General features: G+C 68.7%; 24 protein-coding genes. 16 read left to right on the top strand and 8 right to left on the bottom strand.

From position 1 onward, the window contains the following. The first annotated feature begins 5 nt into the window (after positions 1-5). The 7 genes from OG203_RS20175 to tsaD all read left to right on the top strand — a co-directional run bounded on the left by OG203_RS20175 (position 6) and on the right by tsaD (position 6,838). The gene (locus tag OG203_RS20175) at positions 6-1,454 is read left to right on the top strand and encodes an NAD(P)H-hydrate dehydratase (protein WP_405167185.1); all 1,449 of its coding nucleotides are present in this window, start codon (positions 6-8) and stop codon (positions 1,452-1,454) included. A 306-nt stretch (positions 1,455-1,760) separates the two neighbouring features. Beyond that, positions 1,761-2,933 carry an alanine racemase gene (alr, locus tag OG203_RS20170; RefSeq protein ID WP_405167184.1) on the top strand — a complete coding sequence of 391 codons (1,173 nt, stop codon included), beginning with the start codon at positions 1,761-1,763 and terminating at the stop codon, positions 2,931-2,933. Beyond that, the gene (locus OG203_RS20165; protein WP_405167183.1) at positions 2,930-4,012 is read left to right on the top strand and encodes an alpha/beta fold hydrolase; all 1,083 of its coding nucleotides are present in this window, start codon (positions 2,930-2,932) and stop codon (positions 4,010-4,012) included. Before alr ends, OG203_RS20165 begins: the two co-directional genes overlap by 4 nt. Continuing rightward, positions 4,005-4,451 carry a tRNA (adenosine(37)-N6)-threonylcarbamoyltransferase complex ATPase subunit type 1 TsaE gene (gene tsaE, locus OG203_RS20160; RefSeq protein WP_397294334.1) on the top strand — a complete coding sequence of 149 codons (447 nt, stop codon included), beginning with the start codon at positions 4,005-4,007 and terminating at the stop codon, positions 4,449-4,451. Before OG203_RS20165 ends, tsaE begins: the two co-directional genes overlap by 8 nt. A gap of 55 nt (positions 4,452-4,506) precedes the next feature. Further along, positions 4,507-5,298 carry a tRNA (adenosine(37)-N6)-threonylcarbamoyltransferase complex dimerization subunit type 1 TsaB gene (gene tsaB, locus OG203_RS20155; RefSeq protein ID WP_405167182.1) on the top strand — a complete coding sequence of 264 codons (792 nt, stop codon included), beginning with the start codon at positions 4,507-4,509 and terminating at the stop codon, positions 5,296-5,298. 5 nt (positions 5,299-5,303) lie between these two features. Next, positions 5,304-5,798, top strand: a complete 495-nt coding sequence (gene rimI / locus OG203_RS20150; RefSeq protein WP_405167181.1) for a ribosomal protein S18-alanine N-acetyltransferase — start codon at positions 5,304-5,306, stop codon at positions 5,796-5,798. Continuing rightward, the gene (gene tsaD, locus OG203_RS20145) at positions 5,795-6,838 is read left to right on the top strand and encodes a tRNA (adenosine(37)-N6)-threonylcarbamoyltransferase complex transferase subunit TsaD (protein ID WP_405167180.1); all 1,044 of its coding nucleotides are present in this window, start codon (positions 5,795-5,797) and stop codon (positions 6,836-6,838) included. The genes rimI and tsaD overlap by 4 nt, the downstream gene beginning before the upstream one ends. Positions 6,839-6,914: 76 nt before the next feature. Here the strand turns inward: tsaD and OG203_RS20140 are convergent, their stop codons facing one another. After that, positions 6,915-8,477, bottom strand: a complete 1,563-nt coding sequence (locus tag OG203_RS20140) for an Hsp70 family protein (RefSeq protein ID WP_405167179.1) — start codon at positions 8,475-8,477, stop codon at positions 6,915-6,917. Between the two features lie 741 nt (positions 8,478-9,218). On the opposite strand from OG203_RS20140, the gene groES reads away from it, so the two are divergent. Continuing rightward, positions 9,219-9,518: a co-chaperone GroES gene (gene groES, locus OG203_RS20135; protein WP_014981824.1), complete on the top strand. Its 300-nt coding sequence runs from the start codon at positions 9,219-9,221 to the stop codon at positions 9,516-9,518. A gap of 155 nt (positions 9,519-9,673) precedes the next feature. After that, positions 9,674-11,284, top strand: coding sequence for a chaperonin GroEL (gene groL / locus OG203_RS20130; protein ID WP_405167178.1), 1,611 nt, complete (start codon positions 9,674-9,676; stop codon positions 11,282-11,284). 88 nt (positions 11,285-11,372) lie between these two features. Here the strand turns inward: groL and OG203_RS20125 are convergent, their stop codons facing one another. The 3 genes from OG203_RS20125 to OG203_RS20115 all read right to left on the bottom strand — a co-directional run bounded on the left by OG203_RS20125 (position 11,373) and on the right by OG203_RS20115 (position 12,858). Then, entirely contained in the window at positions 11,373-11,624 is a 252-nt protein-coding gene (locus tag OG203_RS20125; protein WP_405167177.1) for an RskA family anti-sigma factor, read from the bottom strand. Position 11,625: 1 nt separating this feature from the next. After that, entirely contained in the window at positions 11,626-12,201 is a 576-nt protein-coding gene (locus tag OG203_RS20120) for a sigma-70 family RNA polymerase sigma factor (protein ID WP_405167176.1), read from the bottom strand. Between the two features lie 363 nt (positions 12,202-12,564). Beyond that, complete coding sequence (locus tag OG203_RS20115; RefSeq protein ID WP_014981828.1) at positions 12,565-12,858, bottom strand: WhiB family transcriptional regulator; 294 nt, start codon at positions 12,856-12,858, stop codon at positions 12,565-12,567. A gap of 630 nt (positions 12,859-13,488) precedes the next feature. On the opposite strand from OG203_RS20115, the gene OG203_RS20110 reads away from it, so the two are divergent. The 3 genes from OG203_RS20110 to OG203_RS20100 all read left to right on the top strand — a co-directional run bounded on the left by OG203_RS20110 (position 13,489) and on the right by OG203_RS20100 (position 16,209). After that, positions 13,489-14,370 (top strand): hypothetical protein, encoded by an 882-nt coding sequence (locus OG203_RS20110; RefSeq protein ID WP_405167175.1) that lies wholly within the window; start codon positions 13,489-13,491, stop codon positions 14,368-14,370. Between the two features lie 179 nt (positions 14,371-14,549). Next, a complete protein-coding gene (locus OG203_RS20105) occupies positions 14,550-15,128 on the top strand; it encodes a sigma-70 family RNA polymerase sigma factor (protein ID WP_357386413.1) in 579 nt (192 codons plus the stop codon). Then, complete coding sequence (locus OG203_RS20100; protein ID WP_405167174.1) at positions 15,121-16,209, top strand: anti-sigma-D factor RsdA; 1,089 nt, start codon at positions 15,121-15,123, stop codon at positions 16,207-16,209. The genes OG203_RS20105 and OG203_RS20100 overlap by 8 nt, the downstream gene beginning before the upstream one ends. A gap of 181 nt (positions 16,210-16,390) precedes the next feature. On the opposite strand, the gene OG203_RS20095 is transcribed toward OG203_RS20100, so the two are convergent. Beyond that, on the bottom strand, positions 16,391-16,804 hold the full coding sequence (locus tag OG203_RS20095; protein ID WP_022567296.1) for a DUF5319 domain-containing protein: 414 nt from the start codon (positions 16,802-16,804) through the stop codon (positions 16,391-16,393). A gap of 484 nt (positions 16,805-17,288) precedes the next feature. Between OG203_RS20095 and guaB the strand changes: the two genes are divergently transcribed. Then, positions 17,289-18,833, top strand: coding sequence for an IMP dehydrogenase (gene guaB / locus OG203_RS20090; RefSeq protein WP_405167173.1), 1,545 nt, complete (start codon positions 17,289-17,291; stop codon positions 18,831-18,833). A 298-nt stretch (positions 18,834-19,131) separates the two neighbouring features. Further along, positions 19,132-20,322, top strand: coding sequence for a GuaB3 family IMP dehydrogenase-related protein (locus OG203_RS20085; protein ID WP_405167172.1), 1,191 nt, complete (start codon positions 19,132-19,134; stop codon positions 20,320-20,322). On the opposite strand, the gene OG203_RS20080 is transcribed toward OG203_RS20085, so the two are convergent. Beyond that, complete coding sequence (locus tag OG203_RS20080) at positions 20,306-21,115, bottom strand: alpha/beta fold hydrolase (RefSeq protein WP_405167171.1); 810 nt, start codon at positions 21,113-21,115, stop codon at positions 20,306-20,308. The genes OG203_RS20085 and OG203_RS20080 overlap by 17 nt on opposite strands. Before the next feature lie 135 nt (positions 21,116-21,250). On the opposite strand from OG203_RS20080, the gene guaA reads away from it, so the two are divergent. Next, complete coding sequence (guaA, locus tag OG203_RS20075; protein WP_405167170.1) at positions 21,251-22,819, top strand: glutamine-hydrolyzing GMP synthase; 1,569 nt, start codon at positions 21,251-21,253, stop codon at positions 22,817-22,819. 61 nt (positions 22,820-22,880) lie between these two features. Here guaA and OG203_RS20070 read toward each other — a convergent pair whose 3' ends face one another. Both OG203_RS20070 and OG203_RS20065 read right to left on the bottom strand, forming a co-directional pair. Next, positions 22,881-23,096 (bottom strand): hypothetical protein, encoded by a 216-nt coding sequence (locus OG203_RS20070; protein ID WP_405167169.1) that lies wholly within the window; start codon positions 23,094-23,096, stop codon positions 22,881-22,883. After that, on the bottom strand, positions 23,089-24,711 hold the full coding sequence (locus OG203_RS20065) for a PspC domain-containing protein (RefSeq protein ID WP_405167930.1): 1,623 nt from the start codon (positions 24,709-24,711) through the stop codon (positions 23,089-23,091). Before OG203_RS20065 ends, OG203_RS20070 begins: the two co-directional genes overlap by 8 nt. Positions 24,712-24,868: 157 nt before the next feature. On the opposite strand from OG203_RS20065, the gene OG203_RS20060 reads away from it, so the two are divergent. Further along, the gene (locus tag OG203_RS20060) at positions 24,869-26,245 is read left to right on the top strand and encodes a PspC domain-containing protein (RefSeq protein ID WP_405167168.1); all 1,377 of its coding nucleotides are present in this window, start codon (positions 24,869-24,871) and stop codon (positions 26,243-26,245) included. Positions 26,246-26,282 lie beyond the last annotated feature (37 nt).

Raw genomic sequence — 26,282 nt, 5'->3', positions numbered from 1 at the left:
CGCTCATGTCCACGCAGCGGGGTTACTACACCGCCGACGAAGTCCGCGCGGCCGAGGCCGAGTTGTTCACCCGAGTTCCCGACGGCGTCCCCATGCGACGCGCGGCGCACGGCCTGGCCACCGTCGTCGCGCGCGAGCTGCGGGCGCGCACCGGCGGCGTCGCCGGACGCGCGGTGACCCTGCTTGTCGGCTCCGGCGACAACGGCGGCGACGCGCTGTGGGCCGGATCGATGCTGCGCCGTCGCGGTGTCGCGGTGACCGCGGTGCTGCTGAACCCGGCCCGTGCGCACGCGAAAGGTCTTGCGGCGCTGCGTAAGGCGGGCGGCCGGGTGCGCGACGAGGTCGATGCTCCCGACTTGGTGATCGACGGCATCGTCGGCATATCCGGTCGCGGAGCGCTGCGGCCTGATGCCGCGGAACTCGTTGCGGCGCTTAAGGTTCCGATCGTTGCTGCGGATTTGCCGAGCGGGGTCGATCCGGATACCGGCGCGATCACCGGGCCCGCCGTCCGCGCCGATGTCACCGTCGCCTTCGGCGCGTACAAGCCGGTGCATGTCCTGGCCGCGCCGCACTGCGGGCGAATCGAGCTGGTGCCCATCGGTTTACGATTACCGGAGCCGAATCTGGTTGCGCTGGAACCCGCCTCGATCGGCGCGAACTGGCCGGTGCCGGATGCGGCCGACGACAAGTACTCCCAGGGTGTGACCGGCGTCTGCGCGGGCAGCGCCGACTATCCGGGTGCGGCGGTGTTGTGTACCGGGGCTGCCGTCGCGGCGACCTCGGGCCTGGTTCGTTACGCCGGAACGGGGGCCGCCGATGTGCTCGCGCACTTCCCGGAAGTCATTGCCACCGAGCAGGTCTCGGAGGTCGGCCGGGTCCAGGCCTGGGTGTTCGGCCCCGGCGCGGGTACCGACGCCGACGCGCACAAACGGCTCGCCGAGATCCTCGCCACCGACCTGCCCGTCATCGTCGACGCGGACGGCCTCACCATGCTCGCCGCCGAACCCGGCCTGGTCCGCGGTCGCTCGGCGCCGACCGTATTGACCCCGCACGCAGGCGAATTCGCGCGATTAACCGGAGCGGAGGTCGGCGACGATCGGGTCGCCGCGGTCCGCGCCCTCGCCGACGATTGGCAGCTCACCGTCCTGCTCAAGGGCCGCGCCACCCTCGTCGCCACCCCCGGTGCCCCGGTCCTGGTCAACGAAGCCGGCGCGTCCTGGGCCGCCACCGCGGGCGCGGGCGACATTCTCTCCGGCATCATCGGCACCCTCCTCGCCGCTGGCCACCCCCCGGCCTGGTCCGCCGCGGCCGCCGCGCGAGTCCACTCCCTCGCCGCCAATCTCGCCGCGCACGAAGGTCACCCCGAAGCCGCGCCCATCTCGGCGACCCCGCTGCTCGACCACATCCGCCCCGCCATCCGAACCCTGCGCGCCCTGGCCCGCCCGGAACTCTGACTCGAGCGTCGTCACGCGTGCGGGTTCGGCCCGGCTGCTCGGCGGGCACCCGTGGTCCGGCCGCGGCGGATGCAGGTTCGGCCCGCTGCTCTCGGGCCACCCGCGACCTGGCCGCAGCGCCGCGCCAGCCCGCCCCACTGTGCCGCAGAACACGGCCGCGGCAACTCGCCGCAACCAGATATCCCCGCGCCAATAGACTTCAGCGAGAACAATCGTGACGACTGACTTCGACAGCACATGGGTAACTCGTCGGGTACGGGCTGACCGCAGCCCACCGCGTCACTGCCAGCCGCCGACGCCACCGCCGTGGCAGCCAACGTCTGGCCTGAATTCCCGGAGAGGCGGACTAGCGTGAACGCGCAGGTGGAGACTGTCGTCGATCTGGATGCCATCGCACACAACGTCGGCGTCCTTCGCGAGCTCGCGGGCGACGCCGCCGTGATGGCGGTGGTCAAGGCCGACGGCTACAACCACGGCGCCGTCGAGGTCGCCACAGCGGCGCTGGCCGCGGGTGCCGCCGAACTCGGCGTCACCACGATCGACGAGGCCGTGCTGCTGCGCGAGGCTGGCATCACCGCGCCGATCCTGAGCTGGCTCAACGACTCCGACGCCGACTACGCCGCCGCGATCGCCGCCGACATCGAGATCGGCGTCTCCTCGCTCAGCCAGCTGCGTGCGGTGGAAGCGGCGGCAAGGAGCACGAGCCGCGCTCCGACGATCACCCTCAAGGTGGATACCGGACTCAACCGCAACGGCCTGTCGACGGCCGAATACCCACAGGCCCTCGCGGAACTGCGCACCCTCGTCGACGAGCAGGCGGTGCGCTTCCGGGCGATTTTCTCCCACCTCGCCCGCGGCGACGAGCCCGAGCACCCGACCAACGACCTACAGCGCGACCGCTTCCTGGAGGCCATCGCCGTTGCCAAGGAGCACGGCCTTGAACCGGAACTGGTGCACCTGGCCAACTCGCCTGCCACGCTGACCCGCCCGGACCTCGCCTTCGACCTGGTCCGCCCCGGCATCGCGATGTACGGCCATTCCCCGATCCCCGACCTCGGCGACTTCGGACTGCGTCCCGCGATGACCTTCCAGGCGCGCGTCGTTCAGGTGAAACAGATCGCGGCCGGGGCGGGCGTCTCCTACGGGCACACCTGGATCGCCCCGCGCGACACCACGGTCGCGCTCATCCCCGCCGGTTACGCCGACGGCGTATTCCGGCCGCTGAGTGGACGTTTCGAGGTATGGATCGGCGGCGCGCGGCACCCGAACGTCGGCCGGGTCTGCATGGACCAGTTCGTGGTCGACCTCGGTGACAATGCCGCGAACATCCGCGAGGGTGACGTCGCGATCATGTTCGGCGGCGGTCAGGGCGAACCACGAGCCGAGGACTGGGCAAACCAGCTCGACACCATCAACTACGAGGTGGTCTGCGCCCCACGCGGCAGAGCGGTCCGCCGCTATGTGGGCGGTGCCCGGTGAGACGTCCCCGGATCACCCCGGTTCGCGGCGGCCTGGCGACCGCGGGCGTGATCGGTGCCCTGGCCGGTGTGCACGCTCTGCGCCGCGCGGGCGCCCGCGTGCTCTGGCCCGCTCGCCGCGACGAATATCGCGACGAGAACTTCGATCTCATCGATCAGGACCGCTCCGGCGCGGTGCTCACCGAGGACGGCGTTCGCCTGGCCACCCGCGAGTGTGGCCCTTCGGACGCGCCGGTCACCGTGATCTTCGTGCACGGCTTCTGCAACACCATGGAGTCCTTCCACTTTCAGCGCCGCGACCTCGAAAAGCGCTGGGGCGCAAGCGCGCGCCTCGTGCTGTTCGACCTACGCGGGCACGGCCGCTCCGGCACACCGGAGACGGAGAGCTGCACCGTCGCCCAGCTCGGCCGCGACCTCGCCGCGGTGATCACGACGAGCGCGCCGACCGGACAGGTGGTGCTCGTCGGTCATTCGCTGGGCGGCATGGCGGTGCTGGCGGCCGCCGCGCAGTTCCCGGAGTTGTTCGCGGCCAGGGTGATCGGGGTCGCGCTGCTCTCCACCGCCGCCGCCGAGGTCACCGCCGCCGGCATCACCCAGCTGCTGCGCAACCCGGCGATCGATGGGTTCCGGATGGCCGTGACCACCGCGCCCGCGCTGGTTCAGGCGGGCCGTTCCACGGCGCGGCAGGTGATCACGCCGATCCTGCACGTCAGCTCGTATCACGGCCAGGTGAGTCCAACCCTGTCCCGCTTCACCACCATGATGATCGACCGGACACCGGTCGAGACCATCGTGAAATTCCTGAAAGCCATCGAGCTGCACGATGAATCGGCCGCGCTGCCAACTCTCGCGCAGCTGCCGGTGCTCGTCCTCGGCGGCACCAACGATCTGGTGATCCCGTTCCGCAACTCCCGCGCGCTGTCGCATGAGCTGCCGAGCAGCGAGTTGATCCGGCTCATCGGCGCCGCGCACATGGCGCACCTGCAGTTCCCGGATATCGTCAACGACGCGCTCGATCGATTGCTCGTGCGCGCGGGCGTGCTCGAATCGACATCGGTCTCGGAGGTGACCAGTGGCTGACCGGCAGCAGCGGATCCTGCCCACCGTCGCCGACACCGAGGCGCTCGGCCGTGAGCTCGCGGCCGGGCTCGGCGCCGGTGACCTGGTTGTGCTCGACGGTCCGCTCGGCGCGGGCAAGACCGCGCTGACCAGAGGCATCGCCGCCGGGCTCGGCGTACAGGGCCGGGTCAGCTCGCCGACGTTCATCATCGCCCGCCAGCACCGCGCGGGCGAGCGCGACGGCGCGGTGCCGTTGGTGCACGTCGACGCCTACCGACTCGGCGGCGATCTGGACGAGCTGGACGCCCTCGACCTCGACACCGATCTGCATCAGGCGGTGGTCGTGGTGGAGTGGGGCCGCGGCGTCGTTGAACACCTGACCGATCGACACCTGCGGGTGCTGCTTTCCCGCGAACCGGATTCGGACGTGCGCACCGCCGTATGGGAATGGGTCGATTAACTACCTGGTAGCTCCGCACCGGCGGCAGCTACCAACCGGTATCGTTGGATCAATCATGCTGGTATTAAGCGTCGACACCGCGACACCCGCCGTGACAGCGGGATTGGTGGAACTGGAGCAGGCCGCACCGGACGCGGCCACCGTCGGTGGTGACCGCTTACCGGTCGCTCGCAACGGCACTGCTGGCGACGGGGCGGAGATCGCTGGCAACGACACCGCCGGTGCGTCCGCTCAGGTCGCCGCCAAGACGCGCACCCTCGCCACCCGCGTTCGAGTCGATCCGCGCGCGCATGCCGAGGTGCTCACCCCGCAGATCCTCGAATGTCTCACCGAGGCAGGACGTTCCAGGACCGACATCGACGCCATCGTGGTCGGCATCGGACCTGGCCCGTTCACCGGGCTGCGCGTCGGCATGGCGACGGCGGCGGCCTTCGGTGACGCGCTTGGCATTCCGGTGTACGGCGTGTGCAGCCTGGACGCGATCGCCGCCGACGCGGTGTCGGACCTCACACCCGACAGCGAGCTGCTCGTGATCACCGACGCGCGCCGCCGCGAGGTGTACTGGGCCCGCTACCGCGCCGGCGTGCGCGTCGCGGGGCCGGACGTCGCCAAGCCGAGCGAGGTGGACATGGGGGAGGCGACGGTGATCGCCGGATCGGCCTCGCACGTCGACTTCTTCGACCTGCCCGTGCTTCCGGTGGAGACGCCGTCGCCCGCCGGGCTCGTGCAGGCCGCCGCGGCCGAGCTGCTCGCGCACACGGTGCCCGCCGCGCTGGTGCCGCTGTACCTGCGCAGGCCCGACGCCGTCGAGAAGAGCTACCGCACCCTCGACCGGACGGGAGCGTGATCTGCGTGACAATCCGAATCGAGCCGATGGTCACTGCGGACATCGAGCGGTGCGTCGAACTCGAGCAGCTGCTGTTCCCGGAGGACGATCCCTGGCATGCGGTGGCGTTCCAGTCGGAGCTGGCCGCGCCGCACAATCGCTACATCACCGCCCGCGACGACGACGGGCGAATGGTCGGCTATGCCGGGGTCGCGCTGCTCGGTGATGACGAACACCCCGAAGCCGAGGTGCACACCATCGGTGTCGACCCGGCCTTCCTGCGCGGCGGTATCGGCACGCTGCTGCTCGAGGCCCTGCTCGACGAGGCGGGCAAGCGCGGCGGGCCGGTGTTCCTCGAGGTGCGCACCGACAACACGCCCGCGATCGCGTTGTACGCCAAGCACGGTTTCCACATCATCGGGTTGCGCAAGAACTACTACCACCCAAGCGGCGCCGACGCCTACACCATGCGCAGGCCGGCGCTGAGCGCGCTGCCCCTCCCGGACGAGGTTCTTTCGTGATCATCATGGGCATCGAAAGTTCCTGCGACGAAACCGGAGTCGGCATCGTGCGCAGGCACGACGACGGTAGCTGCGAACTGCTCGCCGACGAGGTCGCCTCCAGCGTCGACCAGCACGCGCGCTTCGGCGGCGTGGTACCCGAGATCGCGTCGCGGGCACATCTCGAGGCGATCGTGCCCGCCATGCGCCGGGCGCTGGCCGCGGCCGGCATCGCCAAGCCGGACGCGCTTGCCGTGACCATCGGGCCCGGTCTGGCCGGTGCGCTGCTGGTCGGTGTCGCGGCCGCGAAAGCCTATGCGGCGGCGTGGGATGTGCCGTTCTACGCGTTGAATCATCTCGGCGGGCATGTCGCGGTGGACACGCTGGAGCACGGTCCGATGCCGCCGTGCGTCGCGCTGCTCGTCTCCGGCGGGCACACACATCTGTTGAAGGTCACCGATCTGGCCGAGCCGATCGTCGAGTTGGGCAGCACCGTCGACGACGCGGCCGGCGAGGCGTTCGATAAGGTGGCGCGGCTGCTCGGGCTCGGTTTTCCCGGCGGCCCGGCGCTGGATGCCGCTGCGGCCCAGGGGGATTCGCGTGCGATCGCGTTCCCGCGCGGGATGACCGGGCCCAGGGACGCGCGCTACGATTTCTCGTTCTCCGGTCTGAAGACGGCTGTCGCCCGCTATGTCGAGTCTGCGCAGCGCAGCGGCCTGTCCGCCGAGGACCTGCCGATTCCGGATATCGCGGCGTCGTTCCAGGAGGCGGTCGCCGATGTGCTCACCATGAAGGCGGTGCGCGCGGCCAAGGACGTCGGCGTCGACACGCTGGTGCTCGGCGGCGGCGCGACCGCCAACTCCCGTATCCGGTCGATGGCCGAGGAGCGGTGCACCGCAGCCGGTTTGACCCTGCGCGTGCCCAAGCCCCGGCTGTGCACGGATAACGGTGTGATGATCGCGGCCCTCGGCGCGCACGTGATCGCGGGTGGCGCGAAACCGTCCCCGCTGACGGTGGCAACCGATCCAGGCCTGCCGGTCTCGATCAGCCGCGTCAGCTGAACTGCCTGGGGCGTCGGCTAGGTCTCGATCAGCCGCGTCAGCTGAACTGCCTGCGGCGTCGGCTGATTGGCACGGATCAGTCGGTCTCGCCGTACTGACCCTGGCTCGTCCAGCCGGGGTATGTGGAACCGGAGTTCTGGCGGAATGGCGCTGGCAGGTGGGATTGGGCGGGCGCCTGCGTCGGTTCGGATTTCTGGCTCGGCACGGCGGAGGGGGTCTGCGTGCCAGGGCGGCTCTGTTCCTGGGTGGACGAACCTGCTTGCGGGGCAGCGGAATTGCCGAAGAGCGGGCCGAGCAGCTCGGGGAACGGGATGACCGGGAGGTTCGGGTCGGGGCGCAGCGTCGGCTGAGTCGGCGGACTGGCCGGTGTCGGCGTCGGGCTGCTCGACGGCTGGCCGTGATCCTGGGTGATCGGCGGAATGTTGCCGCCGGGCGGACGATTGGTGCTCTCCTGGTTGCTGCCGCCGGTGGCGGTGCCTGCCCCGGTCGGCGCCACGTTGCTGCCGGGCGACGGCGGCTGCTGCACACTGCTCGTGGTGCCCGCGGGAGAGACCTCGTTGTCGGAGGTGGGTGCGAACGTCTTCACGCCGTAGCCGATGATCAGCCCGACCACCACGATCGCCCCGGCCAGCGTGCCGACCACCTTGGTGAACGTGCCGACCGGCGCGTCGGAGCCGAGCGCGGCCACCGGGAACACCGACGGCTGCACCGAATCGGCAACCAGCGCGGCGCCTTTCGCGATCACCGCGTCGGGGTCCTCGACGGTGAACACCGGAACGTCCAGCTGCGCGGCGAGCGTGTCGACGACGGCGGGAATGTTGGCTCCGCCGCCGATCACCGTCACCGCCTGCGGGAACTTGGGCGCCCGCGCGAACACCGCGGCGGCGAACACGGCCGTTTCGCGCAGCAGGTCGGCGATCAGCTCCTCGAAATCGGCCCTGGTCAGTTTGAGCGGCTGGCCAGCGACGTGGTCGATGGTGACGGCGGGCGCGATGGACAGGTGCTCCTTGGCCGCGCGGCCGCGATTGGTCAGCATGCCGCGATTGGGGCGGGTGCCGCGCCTGGCGTAGTGCAGGTCGACCAGGTGGTGGTAGATGAGGTCGTCGATGGCGTTGCCGCTGATCGCGATGGTGCGCTCGGACCGGAGCACGGTGCCGTCGGCCTGGTCGGCGACGGTGACGCTGAGTCCGGTCGCGCCGAGGTCGATGACGGCGACGGTGTCGTAGCGGTCGAGCAGGCCGGTGTGCCGCAGGTAGGTGAGCGCCGCGGTGCCTTCGGGGACCAGCCGTAGCTCGCGCTGCTTGCCGGTGGCCGAGCGGATCGCCTGCGCCTGCTCCTTGCTGCGGTAGGCGACGGCGACGCTGGTCGGCGGGCGACTGGTCGGCGATTCCAGATTGCGCGGCTGCGCGCCGGCGAAGCGCGCGCCGACGGGATAGCCGCCGTCGTGCGCCAGTTGCGAGGTCGGCAGCTGGGTGGTCATCAGCTCGATCGAGGACGCGACGAGGTCGCCGAGATCGGAGTGCGCCGCGTCGGCGGACACGACGCGGTAGTCGAAGCTCTGCGCGCCGTTCGGCGCGGTGGCGACCAGCGCCGAGCACACGACCTCGGAGCCGGCCGAAATGCCAAGAGATGTTCGCATGTTCATTCACCTCCCTTCGAGCGGATGGTCATCTGTAGCGCCGACCATCTCGAATGGACTGCCGGATCGCCGTGTGGTCGACGAACGATCCGGACTGGAAACCCGTTCGGTCCCGTAGTCCGGATAGGCCGCGGGGACCGACGATGGATCACGTGTGGCTAGCTCTCTGGTGCAGCTCTGATGGCGCTGGTTCTTCTGTGACGCTGGGTGTTCGATGACGCCGGAACTTCGGATCACGCTGAGGTATTCGGTGACGCCGAGCGGTGTAGCGACGTACGTTCTGTGACAACCCCTGGTCTCCGACGGCACTGGTTCGTGACGAACACAGCGGTCGGACAGCGACCGTCGTCAATACTGTCACAATCCGTTATCCGAACGTTACAGTTTTCCGGATCTCTTGAAAACCCCTCCGGGCGTGCGTTGGGCGTGTCGGCGACCACGGGCGTGCGTTGGAGCGCTCGCGAGAGCGAATGCTCGAGGCCGCGTGATCTGAAATTGGCACATCCCGGCCTTGAGCGCTGGCACTCTCATGTATAGAGTGCTAGTCGGCACTGCTGATGTGCGCGGCCGGACTTTCGTCCTTCCGGTGCACTGTGCGTGTGCCAGGCATTTTTGACTACTGAGCAGGGGTCCCGGCACCCGCGACGACGGGGCTATGCGACAGGGTCAGCATCAAAACCTGATACCGATGGTCCGGAACAACAGTTGCGGACGACATCCCCTGAAAGTGGAGGGCTCAACGTGGCGAGCGTGAACATCAAGCCGCTCGAGGACAAGATCCTCGTCCAGGCCAACGAGGCCGAGACGACGACGGCCTCCGGCCTGGTCATCCCCGACACGGCGAAGGAAAAGCCGCAGGAGGGCACCGTCATCGCCGTCGGCGAAGGACGCGTCACCGACAAGGGTGACCGCATCCCGGTCGACGTCAAGGAAGGTGACACCGTCATCTACAGCAAGTACGGCGGCACCGAGATCAAGTACCAGGGCGAGGAATACCTCATCCTGTCGGCGCGCGACGTGCTGGCCGTCGTCACCAAGTGACCCGCGCTCCGCGCGGTCGTTCCGGCGAGAGCCGGAATCGAGTGATGAATGCTCACCCGACCGCCGGGATCGAGTCGTCATGACGCTGCCCCGGTTCCCCTGAGCGGGGACCGGGGCAGTGTCGTTTCCGCCCTGGAATCCAAGGAATAGGACTTATGCCAAAGCAGATCGAGTTCGACGAGAAGGCTCGCCGGGCTCTGGAACGCGGCGTCGACAAGCTCGCCGACGCCGTCAAGGTCACCCTCGGCCCGCGCGGTCGCCACGTGGTGCTCGCGAAGGCCTTCGGCGGCCCGACCGTGACCAACGACGGTGTCACCATCGCGCGCGAGATCGACCTGGAAGATCCGTTCGAGAACCTCGGCGCGCAGCTGGTCAAGAGCGTCGCCACCAAGACCAACGACGTCGCCGGCGACGGCACAACCACCGCGACCGTGCTGGCCCAGGCGCTGGTGCGGGCCGGCCTGAAGAACGTTGCCGCCGGCGCGAATCCGATCTCGCTCGGCTACGGCATCGCCAAGGCCGCCGACGCGGTCTCCGCCGCGCTGCTCGCCGCGGCAACCCCGGTGTCCGGCGAGAAGGCGATCGCGCAGGTCGCCACCGTGTCCTCGCGCGACGAGGAAATCGGCGAGATGGTCGGCAAGGCACTGACCGTGGTCGGCAAGGACGGTGTCGTCACCGTCGAGGAGTCCTCGACGACGCAGACCGAACTCGTCGTCACCGAGGGCGTGCAGTTCGACAAGGGCTACCTCTCGCCCTACTTCGTCACCGACACCGACAGCCAGCAGGCCGTGCTCGAGGATGCGCTCATCCTGCTGCACCGCGAGAAGATCAGCTCGCTGCCTGACTTCCTGCCGCTGCTGGAGAAGATCGCCGAATCCGGCAAGCCGGTGCTGATCATCGCCGAGGACGTCGAGGGCGAGGCGCTGTCCACCCTGGTGGTCAACTCGATCCGCAAGACGATCAAGGCCGTCGCGGTGAAGGCGCCGTTCTTCGGTGATCGTCGCAAGGCATTCCTCGACGACCTGGCCGTTGTCACCGCGGGCACCGTGATCAACCCCGACCTCGGTATCAACCTGCGCGAGGCCGGCCTTGACGTGCTCGGCCAGGCGCGGCGCATCGTCGTCACCAAGGACGACACCACGATCGTCGACGGCGTCGGCACCAAGGAAGACATCGCGGCCCGCGGCGCGCAGCTGCGGCGCGAGATCGAGGCCACCGACTCCGACTGGGATCGCGAGAAGCTCGAGGAGCGGCTGGCGAAGCTGTCCGGCGGCGTCGCGGTGATCAAGGTCGGCGCGGCCACCGAGACTGCGCTCAAGGAGCGCAAGTACCGGGTCGAGGACGCGGTGAGCGCGGCAAAGGCCGCCGTCGAGGAGGGCATCGTGCCCGGTGGCGGCTCCGCGCTGGTGCAGGCGGCCGCGAAGCTGATCGAGCTGCGTGACTCGCTGTCCGGCGATGAGGCCACCGGCGTCGAGGTGGTGCGGACCGCACTGTCGGCACCGCTGTTCTGGATCGCCACCAACGCGGGCGTCGACGGTTCCGTGGTCGTCAGCAAGGTCGCCGAGGGCAAGGAAGGCTTCAACGCCGCCACCCTCACCTACGGTGACCTGCTGACCGACGGTGTCGTCGACCCGGTGAAGGTGACCCGCTCGGCCGTCGTGAACGCGGCGTCGGTGGCGCGGATGATCCTCACCACCGAGAGCGCGATCGTGGAGAAGCCCGCCGAAGAGGCGCACGACCACAGCCACCACGGTCACAGCCACTGAGTCGGTCCGCAAAACCAGTGAAGGCCCTCGGACGTCGAGTCCGGGGGCCTTCGTTTTACGAAATCCAGAGGCTTTCGTTCTTACGAAATCATGATGCTACGGGCGGCTTTTCGGCGGCGATGGCCGCGAGCAATCGGGTGCGCAGCGTGGCGGGCGGCGGGGTCGCCGTAGTGCTGGCGAGCGTGGCGAGTGCCTCTCTCGTCCGCCCTATCTCTCTGCTGAACTCCGCGCGTAGAGCGGGGTCTTCGGTGTCGAGCAGTTCCTGCACCTCATGGTGATCTACGTCGTCGATCGATCCGAGCGCGACGGTGTGCGCGAGATCGACCTGGCGTTCGTTCATCTCACGTCACCCCCAAACTTCTTTTGAGTCGTGTCAGTCCGTCCCGAATTCGGGACTTAACGGTCGGTAACCCTACTCCGAGGTAAAGCGCTACCTCCGCGTAGGTTCGCCCGCCGTAGTAGGCGAGCGAGATGGCCTCTCGCTGGGTCTCGGTCAAGGTCGCGAGCCCGTCGAGGACGGCCTGCTGTTCGAGCCTTCGCTCTACCTCTTCGGTTACCTCGTCGAATTCGTTACCGAGAACCCTTATTCCGTAGGCGACTTCGCGTTGGGTGTGCGCCTGCTCGGCCCGCACCCGGTCGACGGCGCGCCGGTGCGCGAGCGTCATCAACCACGTCACGGCCGACCCCTTGTCGGCGTCGAAACTGGCTGCCGTGCGCCAGATTTGCAGGTAGACCTCCTGCGTCGTCTCCTCGGCGTAGCCGGGGTCGTGCAGGACGCGCAGCACCAGACCGAAGACGCGCGCGGACGTCCGGTCGTATAGCTCGGCAAAGGCTTCCTGGTCGGACTCGCCGCAACGGTGTAGCAGGAGGGCGAGTTCGATGCTCTCGGCGGCGCGGGCCGTAACCGCAGAATCCACACCGGGTGGGAAGGCATCTCTTCGGAACGAGTCGCCCTCTGCGGCCGGCTGCCGCGTTGTCACAACGCTCCATTCTGTGTCATCGGTCACCACCGTAGCGGGTCGCTATGACCTCCCTTCGGCTGGGGTGTCGGCAAACCACCTGTGGCCCAGCGACTTTGCGGAAAACTTCGACACGCCAGGTGGCTCCGACAAGAGACACGCCGTGACACGCCGATAGCTAAACGCGAAACGCAGGGCTCGACAGGGTGTGCGGCTGTGGGTCGTAGCCGCCGCAGGCGTGGCGGTGGTGACCGCGTATTGCCTGCCGGTTGTTTGCTAGGGATTCGGCGCGCCGCACCTCATGGATGGGAGCAATTTCAACTACACCGCCATGCGGCGCCGATTGCGCCTGGCGTGCATCTCACGTTCGGTCTCGGACATGCCGCCCCAGATGCCGTAAGGCTCGCTGACTTTGAGGGCGTGGCTGCGGCACTGCATCAGCACCGGGCAGGCCCGGCAGATCTCTTTGGCGCGCATCTCGCGCGCGGTACGGGCTCGGCCACGTTCGCCGTCGGGATGGAAGAACACGGCCGAGTCCTGCCCGCGGCAGGACCCTCGCATCTGCCAATCCCAGACATCGGCGTTCGGCCCGGGGAGGTGGGTCGGCATGGGCATTGTGTGAACTCCTCGTGGTGCGAGCTCGTCAGCGTTGTCGAGCAGTTGTTCTGCAAAAGTGTGGTAGGCCACGGCGCTGTGTCGGCGAAGTGCCCCTGTGCTCGCCCGTTGCGGTCGCTGCAATTTCGCGCGGCGCCGACCGTGGCGATGAGCTACGTTAGGTCCAGCCGCGAAATTCCGTCAATAGTTCGACGCAGCAGTTTCCCAAATCTTAGGCCGCGAAATTTAACCTCTGAGCTGTTTACTTTTCGCATTGGTTCCGGAGATACTGATCGGTTGACTAGTGGCCCATGGCTCGCCGCTGCTCCGGCTCAGGACGTATTTCCGCTGGTAGACCATACTTTTGGGGGCAGGGGCTCGATCGGCGTCCATCGGGGGTCGGGTGGGCGTGGTCACAGCGACGCGCGGCGGCGGGTGTGGCGAGCAGATCCGAGATGGCGTAAACGGGGCGTTGAGGTTAATTGCGCGAAACGCATGTGAATTCGGATCGCGGGCGCTCGGTGATTGCCGGTACGAGATTTACCTGATGGAAACATCGCTTAGTGATCAGAAATGCTGAGTGGTTGCCAGTTGGATGGGCAAGGTCTTTCTCCCGGCCATCTCCGCACCGCCCGGTATAGAGTTTCGGCCGTGTTCGCACCTGCTCCACTCGGAGATACCCCATTCGAGATACTCGCCGAGAGCGCGTTCGGCGCGCGCCCAGGCCGCGCCGCTGCCGAGTTGCCGACCGCGCCCGACGCGCTGAGTTCCTGGTATCGGGCGGTGGTTCTCGGCGGTCAGGGTCGATATGCGGCGGCCCGCGCGGAATTACGAATTGTCCGCACCCTCGGCACCGATCCGATTGTGCTTTCGCTGGCCTCGAGTACCGAGGGTTCGCTGCTGCGCCAGCTCGGCTGGCATGCCCGCGCCGCAGCCTGCGACGGGCGGGCCGCCGCACTGATCTCCGCGCGGTCGATCGGTGATCGCGCGACCGGCCCCGCATCCGCCGACTATCCCTTCGAGCGCGGCGACGCCATCTGTGACGCGCTGACCGGTCTCGCGGCCGACGCGCTCGGCATCGGCCGGGTCGCGCTGGCCTGGCGGCTGCTGCGGCGCTGCGCGGACCTGGTGCCCGATAACGAGCTCGGCTGGCGGCCCGCCGTCCGCAGGCAGTGGGTCAGCGCCGAAACCGCGCTCGCCGCAGGCACTGTCGAGCCAGCCCTGACGCACGCGGCGGCGGCGCTCGAGCTCGCCGAGCGCGGGCCGTCGGTGCGTCATCTGGTCAAGTCCCGGCTGTTGGTCGCCGCGGCGGCCGCGGCGGCGGACGAGCACGACCGGTCGCGCGCGCTCGCCGAGCATGTCGCCGAGCAGTGTCGCGAACACGGCCTGCTGCCGTTGCGCTGGGCGAGCGCGATGCTGCGTGCGGGGCTCGGCGTCGATGGCGCCGCGGCGGAGGCCGAGGACTGCGCCGCGACCATCGTCCGACGTGGCGGTCGGTTTCGTCCGGCGACGACGGCGCAATCGACCGCCTAGCTGTCGCAAAGCTTTTAAGCCGGACTACATCAGGTTGCGCGGGGCCTGTGCCGGGAAGGGCGACCGTGTTGCCTTGTTCCGCGCGCTGTATCGCTATTGTTAGATCCGTTCCGCCCCTTCGGCGGAAGCACTGGTCATCACTGGCCGTGCCACTTGTAACGCCGGGAATCTCTCTGACGATGACGAACATGGGCGAAGAGTTGGACCTCGCCGTCACTGCGGCCGCGCAGGGCGACAGATCCGCTTTAGCTCAGGTACTGGAGATGATCCGCCCGCTTGTGGTGCGTTATTGCCGCGCGCGGATCGGAGCCGCGGAGCGTGGGCAGCTCTCCGCGGATGACGTTGCGCAGGAGGTCTGTTTGGCCGTGATGACCGCCTTGCCCAGGTATCAAGACCAGGGCAGGCCCTTCATGGCCTTCGTTTACGGAATCGCTTCGCACAAGGTCGCCGACGCCCATCGCAACGCCGCCCGTAACAAGGCGGAGGCGATGGCCGAAGTACCAGATGTCATATCCACCGACCATGGCCCGGAACAACGAGCTCTCGAATCGGAGACGAGCAGGCAGATGAATCGTCTGCTCGCGACACTCCCCGAGAAACATCGAGAGATCTTGATCCTGCGATTGGTCATGGGTTTGTCAGCCGAAGAAACCGCAGTCGCCGTGGGCAGTACGGCGGGAGCGATACGAGTGGCCCAGCACAGGGCACTCGCGAAACTGAAGTCTCAAGTGGCGAGGGCAGGTGAAATGTATGGCTAGGGATGGCGAGCGCGGTCGGGGTGACTGGAAAGCGCGGCTTGGATCGCGAAATAGCGGTCCCTACGCCGACGCGTCCGGAGACACCGGCCCGGTCGATATCGCCGCGGTACGCCGCGACGATGCGTTGATCGACGCCATCGGGAGCGATGGCCCGGTACGGACCGACAGCGCGGAGGAATATCAGCTCGCGACATTGCTCGCGGACTGGCGGGCGGAGCTCATCGCTCCGCCGATGGCCGATGCGCCCGATCTTGATGCGATCGTCGCGGCGGTCAATCAGGAGATCGGCGCGCGTCAGGTACGGATCGGGGCGCAAACCACCAACCGATTAAGGCTGGTTCGCCCGTTGCTCGGGGCCGCGGCGGCACTCGCGCTGGTCTTCGGCGGCATGACGGCGTTCTCGTACAACTCGGAACCCGGCGATCCGCTGTGGAAGGTCAAGGAAGTCGTCTTCAACCAGGCGGCGCAGAGCACCGTGGCGCAACGGGCGGGCACCGATCTGGATGAAGCGGGGAAGCTGATCAACCAGAACCCGGTGCAGGCCAAGGCGCGTCTCGAGCAGGCGAAGGCGAACGCGGACCAGGTCGACAGCCCGGAAAAGCACGACAAGCTGATGACGGAGTGGAAGCGCCTCGTCAGTCAGCTGCGTGACATGGGCTACGGCGATCTGGCGGATCAGCTCGATCAGGGCACCTCGGGCCCGGTCGACCCGTCGACCGGCATCAGCGTGACGCCGAAGCCGGTGCCGCCGGTCGGCGACACCACGGTGCCGACGACTCCGCAGACGAAGCCGACCCAGCCGAGTCAGCCGACCGACAAGCCGACCGAGCCGAGTGAACCGACCACCCCGACCAACGACAAGCCGACTCCGCCGACGGTGACCACGCCGCCGCCGACGGCGGAGCCGACCACCACCCAACCCCCGGCGACGCCGACCACTGTGTCCAAGCCGACGGTGGTCGAACCGACCGGCGACAACGGCGGCGCGCCGACGGTACCGACTCGGGTACCGACACAAGGCAATCCGAGTAGCACGTTCGTCATCCCGCCGGGTTCCGGTGGCGCGGCGACACCGAGCTAGTAAGCGGCGCTAGCAACCGTCAAGAAACTTTCGATAAGACAAGAACCGATTGCCAACCGGCGGTCGGTTTTCTGTCTTTCAGGGTGCCGCGCGCCAGCGCCTGTGCGTCGAAGATCACAGCGTCGTACGCCGTATCGCCCGGTCCCCAGAGGGCCGCGGCATCGGCTCGGTGGCCCGAACCTCAGTTGTCGAACCCGTCGAATCCGTCGCCGTGGAAGGCCTCGTTCATCGAGGCGTCCGCGTATCCCCGGCAGTAGTCCCAGGTGACATACGCTTCCGGCGTCGGATCGTAGGCGGGCTCGTGCGGGCGCACGGTGCCGTCCACCAACAGTTGAAGTAGGTTGGCGCGCAACATGTCCCAGTCGTGGTAGTGATCCTGCCGACAGTCTTCGCAGCTGACCACGAGTCCGCGGATACCGCGGTGCGCTAGTAGCGCCTCGTAGACAGCGAGATCGGCGAGATCTTCCTCGACCGCAAGGCGCTCGTGGGGATCCAGCGGCTCACCGGGCTCGATGGCGTCGAGCGCGGCGGACGGGTCGGAGGGGTCTCCGGCGAACGGATCCGGCGGCAAGCCAGGTGGTAGATGGTCACGCACATCCCCACGGTACGCAGAACAGGGTGGTCTGCGCCAGCTATGTCGGCCGCAAGTTTCGCCGGTGCTTACCCACCCCCGGTCGGCTCCGCCTCCCTACCGTCCCCCGATGCTTACCCACCCCCGGTCGGCTCCGCCTCCCCACCGTCCCCCGATGCTTACCCACCCCCGGTCGGCTCCGCCTCCCCACCGTCCCCCGATGCTTACCCACCCCCGGTCGGCTCCGCCTCCCCACCGTCGCCCGGTGCGTACCCATTTCCGGTCGGCTCCGCCTCCCCGCCCGCCCCCGGTGCGCACCCGCCCCCGGTCGGCTTCGCCCCCCAGTGGGCTCACTTCGCCGACGAGTTTGCGGGACAGATACCATGGTGTCAGGCCCCGGCGAGCACCCGACACGATTCCCGGAGCCACCAGTCCATCCCATCAGCTGCGCGCGACGCCGGTGACCCCGGCGCCGGTCGCTGTCGACGTCCAGGAGGGGTCGATCCGAATGAGTAATCCCGTATCGGGCGAACGCACCGCTGTCCGCCCATCTACGGGTGGTGACGATCCGAACAAGATCGCCATGCTCGGCCTCACATTCGACGATGTGCTGTTGCTGCCCGCCGCCTCGGATCTCATCCCAAGCTCTGTGGAGACCTCCAGCCAACTGACCAGGGATATCCGGCTGCGGACCCCGCTGGTCAGCTCCGCGATGGACACGGTCACCGAGGCGCGGATGGCCATCTCGATGGCAAGGGCGGGCGGCATGGGTGTGCTGCACCGCAATCTGTCCGGCGCCGATCAGGCCGCCCAGGTGGAGACCGTGAAGCGGTCCGAGGCGGGCATGGTGACCGACCCGGTCACCTGCCGCCCGTCCGACACCCTCGCCGAGGTCGACGCCATGTGCGCCCGGTTCCGCATCTCCGGTCTGCCGGTGGTGGACGAGGTCGGCAGCCTGGTCGGCATCATCACCAACCGCGACATGCGCTTCGAGGTCGACCAGAACCGCAGGGTCGAAGAGGTGATGACCAAGGCGCCGTTGATCACCGCGCAGGAAGGCGTGACCGCGGAGGCCGCGCTCGGCTTGCTGCGCAGGCACAAGATCGAGAAGCTGCCGATCGTCGACGGCAACGGCAAGCTGCGCGGGCTGATCACCGTCAAGGACTTCGTCAAGACCGATCAGTACCCGGATGCCACCAAGGACCGCGACGGCCGCCTGCTGGTCGGTGCCGCGGTCGGTGTCGGTGACGACGCCTGGTCGCGCGCCATGACGCTGTCCGACGCCGGTGTCGACGTGCTCATCGTCGACACCGCGCACGGTCACCAGGCCCAGGTGCTGCAGATGGTCACCAAGGTCAAGGCCGAGGTCGGCGACCGGATCCAGATCGTCGGCGGCAACGTCGCGACCAGGGCCGGTGCGCTTGCCCTCGTCGAGGCGGGCGCGGACGCGGTGAAGGTCGGCGTCGGTCCCGGCTCAATCTGCACCACCCGCGTGGTCGCCGGTGTCGGCGCGCCGCAGATCACCGCGATCCTCGAGGCCGTCGCCGCGTGCAAGCCGCACGGTGTTCCGGTGATCGCCGACGGCGGCATCCAGTTCTCCGGCGATATCGCCAAGGCGATCGCCGCCGGCGCGTCCACCGTGATGCTCGGCTCGGTGCTCGCCGGCACCGCCGAATCGCCGGGTGAGCTGATCCTGGTGGGCGGCAAGCAGTTCAAGAGCTACCGGGGCATGGGTTCGCTCGGCGCGATGCAGGGCCGCGGCCAGGCCAAGTCCTTCTCCAAGGACCGCTACTTCCAGGACGACGTGCTCGCCGAGGACAAGCTGGTGCCCGAGGGCATCGAGGGCAGGGTGCCGTTCCGCGGACCGGTCAACCAGGTCATCCACCAGCTCGTCGGCGGCCTGCGCGCGGCCATGGGCTACACCGGCTCGCAGTCCATCGCGCACCTGCAGGACGCGCAGTTCGTGCAGATCACCGCGGCGGGTCTCAAAGAGAGCCACCCGCACGACATCACGATGACCGTCGAGGCCCCTAACTACACTGGTCGCGGCTAGCCTGCTTGATGTTCGTGTACGAGACCGCTTGGTCCGTGCATGATTGAGCGTGCCTACGGATCTGGGTACAGCACCGACGGTCGAGCGGAGTTAGGGGCCCTAAGGTCTCTATCTGGCCGCCCACAGGTAAACCACTGGAGGCGCGAGTTTTGCGAGCGCCGTTCGCGGCCCGTCTCGCGTCCGAGTGGCCGAAGCGCATGCGCCGCAGGCGCGAGTCTCGGCCGCTCGGACGCGAGACACCCGGGGGCCGCGAACATGCAGCGCCGCAGGCGCTGCAAATTAGACAAGGAGTACAGACGTGCGCGACATGGTCGAGATCGGCATGGGCCGGACCGCCCGGCGTACCTACGAGCTGGACGATATCGACATCGTTCCCTCGCGCCGGACCCGCTCGTCGAAGCAGGTGTCGCTGTCCTGGCAGCTCGACGCCTACCGCTTCGAGATCCCGTTCCTCGCGCATCCGACCGACGCGCTGGTCTCGCCGGAGTTCGCCATCGAGCTCGGGCGGCTCGGCGGGCTCGGCGTCATCAACGGCGAGGGGCTGTGGGCCAGGCACGCGGACGTCGCCGCGAAGATCGACCAGCTACTCGAACTCGTCGGCAAGGGCGGCTACGAGCGTGCGGTCTCGCTGCTGCAGGAACTGCATGCCGCGCCGATGCAGCCCGAGCTGCTCGCCGCCGCCGTCGCGCAGGTCAAGGCGGCCGGTGTCACCGTCGCAGTGCGGGTGAGCCCGCAGAATGCCCGCGCGCTGACTCCCGCGCTGGTGCAGGCCGGTGTCGACCTGCTCGTCGTGCACGGCACCATCATCTCGGCCGAGCATGTCGGCGGTGTTGTTTCGAACGACCCGCACGCGATCGCCGGCGACGGTGAGCCGTTGAACCTCAAGACCTTCATCGCCGAACTGGACGTGCCCGTGGTCGCGGGCGGGGTCAGCGATCACCGGACCGCGCTGCACCTGATGCGCACCGGCGCCGCCGGTGTCATCGTCGGCTACGGCTCGTTCCCCGGCGCGACGACCACCCGCGAGGTGCTCGGCATCGGCGTGCCGATGGCCACCGCCATCGCCGATGCCGCCGCCGCGCGCCGCGACTACCTCGACGAGACCGGCGGGCGCTACGTGCACGTCATCGCCGACGGCGATGTCGAAACCTCCGGTCAGCTCGCCAAGACGATCGCCTGCGGCGCGGACGCCGCGATGCTCGGTGTGCCACTGGCGTTGGCCGCCGAGGCGCCGGGCCGCGGCTGGTACTGGCCGTCCGCCGCTGCGCACCCCTCGGTGCCGCGCGGCTCGCTGCTCGGCGTGGAATGGGAGCTGGACGAGGGCAACGGCGACGTGGTGCGCCCGAGCCTCGAGCAGGTGCTGTTCGGCCCCTCCGACGACCCGTTCGGTTCGCTGAATCTGGTTGGCGGGCTCCGGCGTTCGATGGCGAAGGCGGGCTACTCCGACCTCAAGGAGTTCCAGAAGGTCGGGCTCAGCGTTCGCGCGTGATCCTGATCGGGGTGATCCGTTCGCGCAGGAATTGCCGCATGGCGATGTTCACCGGTTCCGGGTGCGTCATGGTGACCGCGAGCCTGGCGCCCGCGATCTCGACGTAGCTGGAGCCGGTGAGTCCCTGCGTCAGCTGCCTGGCCCGGTCCGGCGGGATGCCGCTGTCGGTGGCGTGAATCACCAAGGCGGGACAGGTGATTTCGGACAACCGCTCCAGCACCGAGTCCCGGCTGAGCAGGCAGCCCGCCGCGACCTCGATGCCGCGGCACTCGCGCAGCAGCCAGCGGGTTGTCCAGATGGTCCGGTACCAGTTGTCGTTGCCGATCAGCCAGGACGCCAACTGATTGACCGCCTGCTGGCGCGAGCCGTCGTCGTACCACTCCTCGAGGAACTTCTGCGTGGCGTCGGACTGCTCGGGGGTTGGGCCGTTGGCCTCGGTGCTGATCAGGATCAACGCCGACACCCGTTCCGGCGCGATGAGCGCGGTGCGCAGCGCGGTGAAGCCGCCCTGCGCGGTGCCGCCGACCACCGCGCGCTCGGCGCCGAGGTGGTCGAGCACGGTCAACGCGTCGCGTGCTGCGGTCCAGTAGGTGAATGGCAAACCCTCGTCCCTGGTGCGCCCGTGCCCGCGCGCGTCCCAGGAGACGATCCGGAATTCCGGTGCCAGCGCGGCCATCTGGGCCGCGAACATCGTCCGGTCCATGAAGAATTCATGTGCTAGCAGCACCACCGGGCCGCTCCCGCCGCTGTCCTCGTAGTGGATGTCGGCGTCGATCGCGCGGGCGAATGGCACGAGCACGAGGATAGCCAGCGGTGCGGGGGCGAGTGGGGCGATTTGCTGGCTCGTCTTTTTGCTTGCTGGAGCTGGGCTCGGCGAAGGTGCTGTGCCGATGGTTCGCCCGTGTTGCCGCGTCACTAAACTGTGCTGGTGGCAGATACACAGAGACCGGTCCTCGTCGTCGACTTCGGCGCGCAATACGCACAGTTGATCGCCCGGCGGGTCCGTGAGTCGAGTGTGTTCTCGGAGGTGATCCCGCACACCATGACGGTGGCGGAGATCGCCGAGAAGCAGCCGCTCGCCGTGATCCTGTCCGGCGGTCCGTCCAGCGTGTATGCCGATGGCGCACCGCAATTGGACGCGCGGCTGTTCGACCTCGGCATCCCCGTCTTCGGCATCTGCTACGGCTTCCAGGCGATGGCGCAGGCACTCGGCGGCACCGTCTCGCACACCGGCACCCGCGAATACGGCCGCACCGAACTCAATATCGACGGCGGCGTGCTGCACGGCGGACTGCCGACCATCCAGCCGGTCTGGATGAGCCACGGCGACGCGGTCACCGACGCGCCGGAGGGCTTCGAGGTCACCGGCACCACCGCGGGCGCCCCGGTCGCCGCGTTCGAGGATCCGGCCAGGCGCCTGGCCGGTGTGCAGTACCACCCCGAGGTGCTGCACTCGCCGCACGGGCAGCAGGTGCTCAGCCGGTTCCTGCACGAGATCGCCGGCATCCGCGCCACCTGGACGCCGGCCAATATCGCCGAGTCGCTGATCACCTCGGTGCGTGAGCAGATCGGTACCGGACACGCGATCTGCGGGCTGTCCGGCGGTGTCGACTCCGCGGTCGCCGCCGCGCTGGTGCAGCGCGCCATCGGCGACCGGCTGACCTGTGTGTTCGTCGACCACGGCCTGTTGCGGGCCGGCGAACGCGAGCAGGTGCAGCAGGATTTCGTCGCCGCGACCGGTGCCAAGCTGGTGACCGTCGACGCGGTCGACAAGTTCCTCGGTGAGCTGAAGGGCGTCACCGATCCGGAAGAGAAGCGCAAGATCATCGGGCGTGAGTTCATTCGATCCTTCGAGGACGCGGTCTCCGAGGTCGTCATCGAGCAGGGCGGCGGCGCTGCGCCGAAGGTGGAATTCCTGGTGCAGGGCACCCTCTACCCGGACGTCGTCGAATCCGGCGGCGGCAGCGGCACCGCGAACATCAAGAGCCACCACAACGTCGGCGGACTGCCGGACGACCTGGAATTCGAGTTGGTCGAGCCGCTGCGGCTGCTGTTCAAGGACGAGGTGCGGGCCGTCGGCCGCGAGCTCGGGTTGCCCGAGGAACTCGTCGCCCGCCAACCGTTCCCCGGCCCCGGTCTCGCCATCCGCATCGTCGGCGAGGTCACCGAGGATCGGCTGGCCCTGCTGCGGCAGGCCGACGCGATCGCGCGCGAGGAGCTCACCGCGGCCGGGCTGGACAAGCAGATCTGGCAGTGCCCCGTCGTGCTGCTCGCGGATGTGCGCAGCGTCGGCGTGCAGGGCGACGGCCGCACCTACGGCCACCCGATCGTGCTCCGCCCGGTCTCCAGCGAGGACGCGATGACCGCCGACTGGACCAGGCTGCCCTACGAGGTGCTCGAACGGATCTCCACCCGGATCACCAACGAGGTGGCGGAGGTCAACCGGGTCGTCCTCGATGTGACGAGCAAGCCGCCGGGCACCATCGAGTGGGAGTGAATCCCCAGTAGCGCAACAACAATGGCCCGTCCTGGTGGACGGGCCATTGTTGTTCGGTCGATCAACCGCGTCGGCGCGGGGAGACCACGAGCACGATGCCGACGATGATCGCGGCGAGCACCACGATCCAGCCGATCGGGACCACGCTGTTCGCCGGCCACGACTCGGGGCCGACGAAGGCCCACGCGCTCACGCCGAGGGCGAGCAGGCCGATGATGAGCAGCGAGGCGGACGGGCCGCGGCGGGTCTCGACGGATTCGTTGGACTGGTCAGCCACGGTGCACCTCCGCGTTTCCGGCTCGGACATCGATATTCAGGTCGAGCACCGGAGCGCCCGGGGTATTCGGGCCGCTGATGCCGTCGACACATTTGACATCACCCATGCTCGCCGCGCATTTGCTGCGCACCGTCATGCCCGCGGGCAGCCACACCTGGAAGTCGCCCATCTGCACGTCGACATCGACGGTGCGGTTCTCGGTCAGGTTCAGCCGCCGCAGGTCAAGCGAGCCGGACCCCATCGTCACCCGGTACTTCGCGTCCAGCTGGCCGACCGAGGTCGGCGTCCAGACGTGCTCGCCCATCGCGCCGCGATTGAAGTCGATCGGGCCGATCGCCGAGGCGAGCAGGACGAACCCGGCCAGCGGAGCGGTCAGCACCAGCAGGCCGTAACCGCGTCGCAGGAAGGCACCGAGGACAAGTCCGAGCCCGATCACCGCCAACGCCACCGCCGCGATCCGGCCGGGCGTCATCCACTCGACACCCGAGGCGGCCAGCGCGCCCGCACCCGCCGCGGCGAGGATGGCGAGACCGATGATCACCGGGGTCAGCCGGGAGCGCGGGCGCTTCGGCGGTGGCGCGACGATGGTGCGGACCGGGGTCGGTTCGGGCAGGTCCCAGGCGAGGGGGGCGACGCCGAGCGGGTCCCAGGAGGGTGGGGTGGTGCGGCCGATGGTGGCCGGGGTCGGGTGCTTCGGCGCGGCGGATGTGCCGGTGCCGGTGGGGGATTGGGGGGTGCTGCCCGGCTTGCTGAGCGACGGGGTGTGGGGGCTGCTGGCCGGTACGGCGGAAGTCGTTGCGGCGCCGCGTGTTTCGACAACCTCGGTGGTGTTGTCGCCCTTGCTGAGCAGGACGGCGTCGTATCCGCCTGGTGCGTCACCCTTTTCGGGGCGCGCCGCGGCGTCGCTGTCCGCTCCCTTGTGCAGCCGGTCGACGCTGCGCACCTGGTCGGTAGCGATCGGACCGGAATCCTGGTGCGGCAGCACGGTTTCGCCGCTCGGCGCTTCCGGCGCGTAGGTGTCCGGCAGCTTCGTGTACGGCGTGTACGCGCTGGTCGGCGGCACATACATATCGCCCGCGGTGCGCTGCGCGCCCTGCGGGAAGACCGCGCCGGGGTAGCCGGTCGCCATGATCCCGTTGTCCGCGCTGAACCCGCTGAACTCACTGGTGGTCCCCGGCGGCGGTTCCGGATTGCGCAGGTGCAGCATCCACCAGCCCGCCAGCATCAACGCCATGCTGATCAGCCCCGAGCCGCCGAGACCGACGCCGACCGGACCCATCGTGCTCACCGCGATGGCGAGCGCGACGATCAACACGATCGTCTTGGTCTGCGACTGCGAGCTGTGCCCCTTGCCGACCAGCGACTCCGCCGCCGACGACTCGTCACCGGCGGCGCTGAGCAGCAGCCACGCCAGTAGATAGAGCACGACGCCGGATCCGCCGAAGATCGCGGACACCACGAAGGCCACCCGCACCAGCACCGGATCGACGTTGTACCGCTGCGCGAACCCGGCCGCCACGCCCGCGATCGGCCCCTGCCGGGGCAACCGCGCCGGGCGCGTGCGCCAGATCTGCTGGAGCTGGTCCCCGAAGCTCGTTTTCGTCATGGTTCCCATCCTGTGCTTGACCAGCACATCCGCACATCGGGGAGAACCCTGAAGATTCTCCTGATCCTTTTGGAGCCGCCCGGTCAGACCATCATCCGCCGAATGGCAAAAGATCAGGGGGATTCCTGATGGCTAGCTGTCGTCCGGACGTGCCACTATCGAGAGCATGTACCCGTCTGCGCCCTCGTTCGATAGCCGGGGGTTCGATGCCACGCGGGGGTTCGATGCCGCGCGCGGTTTCGGACCCGCGCCGGTGTTCGACCCCGGGCAGCCGCCGCATGCGCGGATGGCGCGACGGTCGGGCGGGCGAATCGTCGGCGGGGTGGCCGGCGGCATCGCCGATCACCTCGGGATCGACGTGTTCAAGGTGCGGATGGCGTTCGTGCTGCTTTCCGCGCTCGGGGCCGGCATCGTCGCCTACGGGTTGCTGTGGATCTTCACCCCCGGCGGCACCGATGTGGCGAAGGCGTCCGGCTCCGAACGGCGCCAGGCGATCGGGCTCGCGATGCTCGGCGTCAGCCTCGCGGTCGGGGTGTCGTGGCTGTTCAGCGGGACCGCGGCGAGTGTGATCGCGCCGATCATCGCCGTCGCGATCGGCGCGGCGCTGGTGTGGCGGGAGTACGACGCCGAGGGTCCTCGGTCGCTACTCGGCCTGCCCGCGCGCCCCTCGGTGGTGACCTGGGCGCGCATTGTCGCGGGCGGCACGCTGATCGTGGCCGGGCTCGGTGTTGTCGTGCTCGCCAGGATCGATCTGAGCTCGCTCGGGTCCGCGTTGATCGCGGTGGCCGTCACGCTGGTCGGAGCCGGGCTGCTGACGGTTCCGCTGTGGCTGCGCATGATGCGGGCGCTGAACGCCGAACGCTCCGCGCGCATCCGCAACGAGGAACGCGAGGAGATCGCCTCCCACCTGCACGATTCGGTGCTGCAGACGCTGGCCCTCATCCAGCGTCAGGCCGACGACCCGCAGGAGGTGGTGCGGCTGGCCCGCAGCCAGGAGCGGGAACTGCGCAAGTGGCTGTTCGAGGATTCCGGTCCGGCGCAGTCGAGCCTGGCCGCCGCGCTGCGCACCATCGCGGGCGAGGTGGAGGACCAGCACGGCGTGAAGGTGACGCCGGTGACCGTCGGCGATGTGTCGATGGATATCGGCGAGACCGGATCCGGCCTGCCCAAGGAGCACTTCACCGCGCTGCTCGGTGCGAGCAGGGAGGCGCTGGTCAACGCCGCCAAGCATGCGGGAGTCCCGGAGATCGACCTGTTCGCCGAGACCGAACCGCACCAGGTGAGCATCTTCGTGCGCGACCGAGGCGCCGGTTTCGACACCACCGCCGTGCCGCAGGACCGGCAGGGTCTGGCGAAGTCCATCCGAGGCCGGATCGAGCGCCGCGGCGGCCAGGTGGAGATCCTGTCCACGCCGGGCCGGGGCACCGAGGTGCGAATCACCATGCCGCGCACGGATTCCGGTGGTCAGGACGACCAGGACGCGGATGCGGCGGCGACCGTCGACGCCGAGCAGGTGCCGGAGCCGGTGCATCCCGGGCAGTGACAGATTTTCGCGACCGTTGTTTTCAGTGCGTCGCGCC

Origin of the sequence: Nocardia sp. NBC_01499 (assembly GCF_045040275.1) — a bacterium.
Classification (GTDB): Bacteria; Actinomycetota; Actinomycetes; order Mycobacteriales; family Mycobacteriaceae; genus Nocardia.
Note: the sequence above shows the minus strand (reverse complement) of the source record. Positions and strands in the feature narration are given on the sequence as shown.

What these genes read in the sequence shown, in the direction of transcription:
- OG203_RS20175 (WP_405167185.1), top strand. Translation starts at nt 6, where the DNA reads ATGTCCACGCAGCGGGGTTACTACACCGCCGACGAAGTCCGCGCGGCC.
- tsaB (WP_405167182.1), top strand. Translation starts at nt 4,507, where the DNA reads ATGCTGGTATTAAGCGTCGACACCGCGACACCCGCCGTGACAGCGGGA.
- OG203_RS20140 (WP_405167179.1), bottom strand. Translation starts at nt 8,477, where the DNA reads ATGCGAACATCTCTTGGCATTTCGGCCGGCTCCGAGGTCGTGTGCTCG.
- groL (WP_405167178.1), top strand. Translation starts at nt 9,674, where the DNA reads ATGCCAAAGCAGATCGAGTTCGACGAGAAGGCTCGCCGGGCTCTGGAA.
- OG203_RS20125 (WP_405167177.1), bottom strand. Translation starts at nt 11,624, where the DNA reads ATGAACGAACGCCAGGTCGATCTCGCGCACACCGTCGCGCTCGGATCG.
- OG203_RS20115 (WP_014981828.1), bottom strand. Translation starts at nt 12,858, where the DNA reads ATGCCCATGCCGACCCACCTCCCCGGGCCGAACGCCGATGTCTGGGAT.
- OG203_RS20105 (WP_357386413.1), top strand. Translation starts at nt 14,550, where the DNA reads ATGACGAACATGGGCGAAGAGTTGGACCTCGCCGTCACTGCGGCCGCG.
- OG203_RS20100 (WP_405167174.1), top strand. Translation starts at nt 15,121, where the DNA reads ATGGCTAGGGATGGCGAGCGCGGTCGGGGTGACTGGAAAGCGCGGCTT.
- guaB (WP_405167173.1), top strand. Translation starts at nt 17,289, where the DNA reads ATGAGTAATCCCGTATCGGGCGAACGCACCGCTGTCCGCCCATCTACG.
- OG203_RS20065 (WP_405167930.1), bottom strand. Translation starts at nt 24,711, where the DNA reads ATGGGAACCATGACGAAAACGAGCTTCGGGGACCAGCTCCAGCAGATC.
- OG203_RS20060 (WP_405167168.1), top strand. Translation starts at nt 24,869, where the DNA reads ATGTACCCGTCTGCGCCCTCGTTCGATAGCCGGGGGTTCGATGCCACG.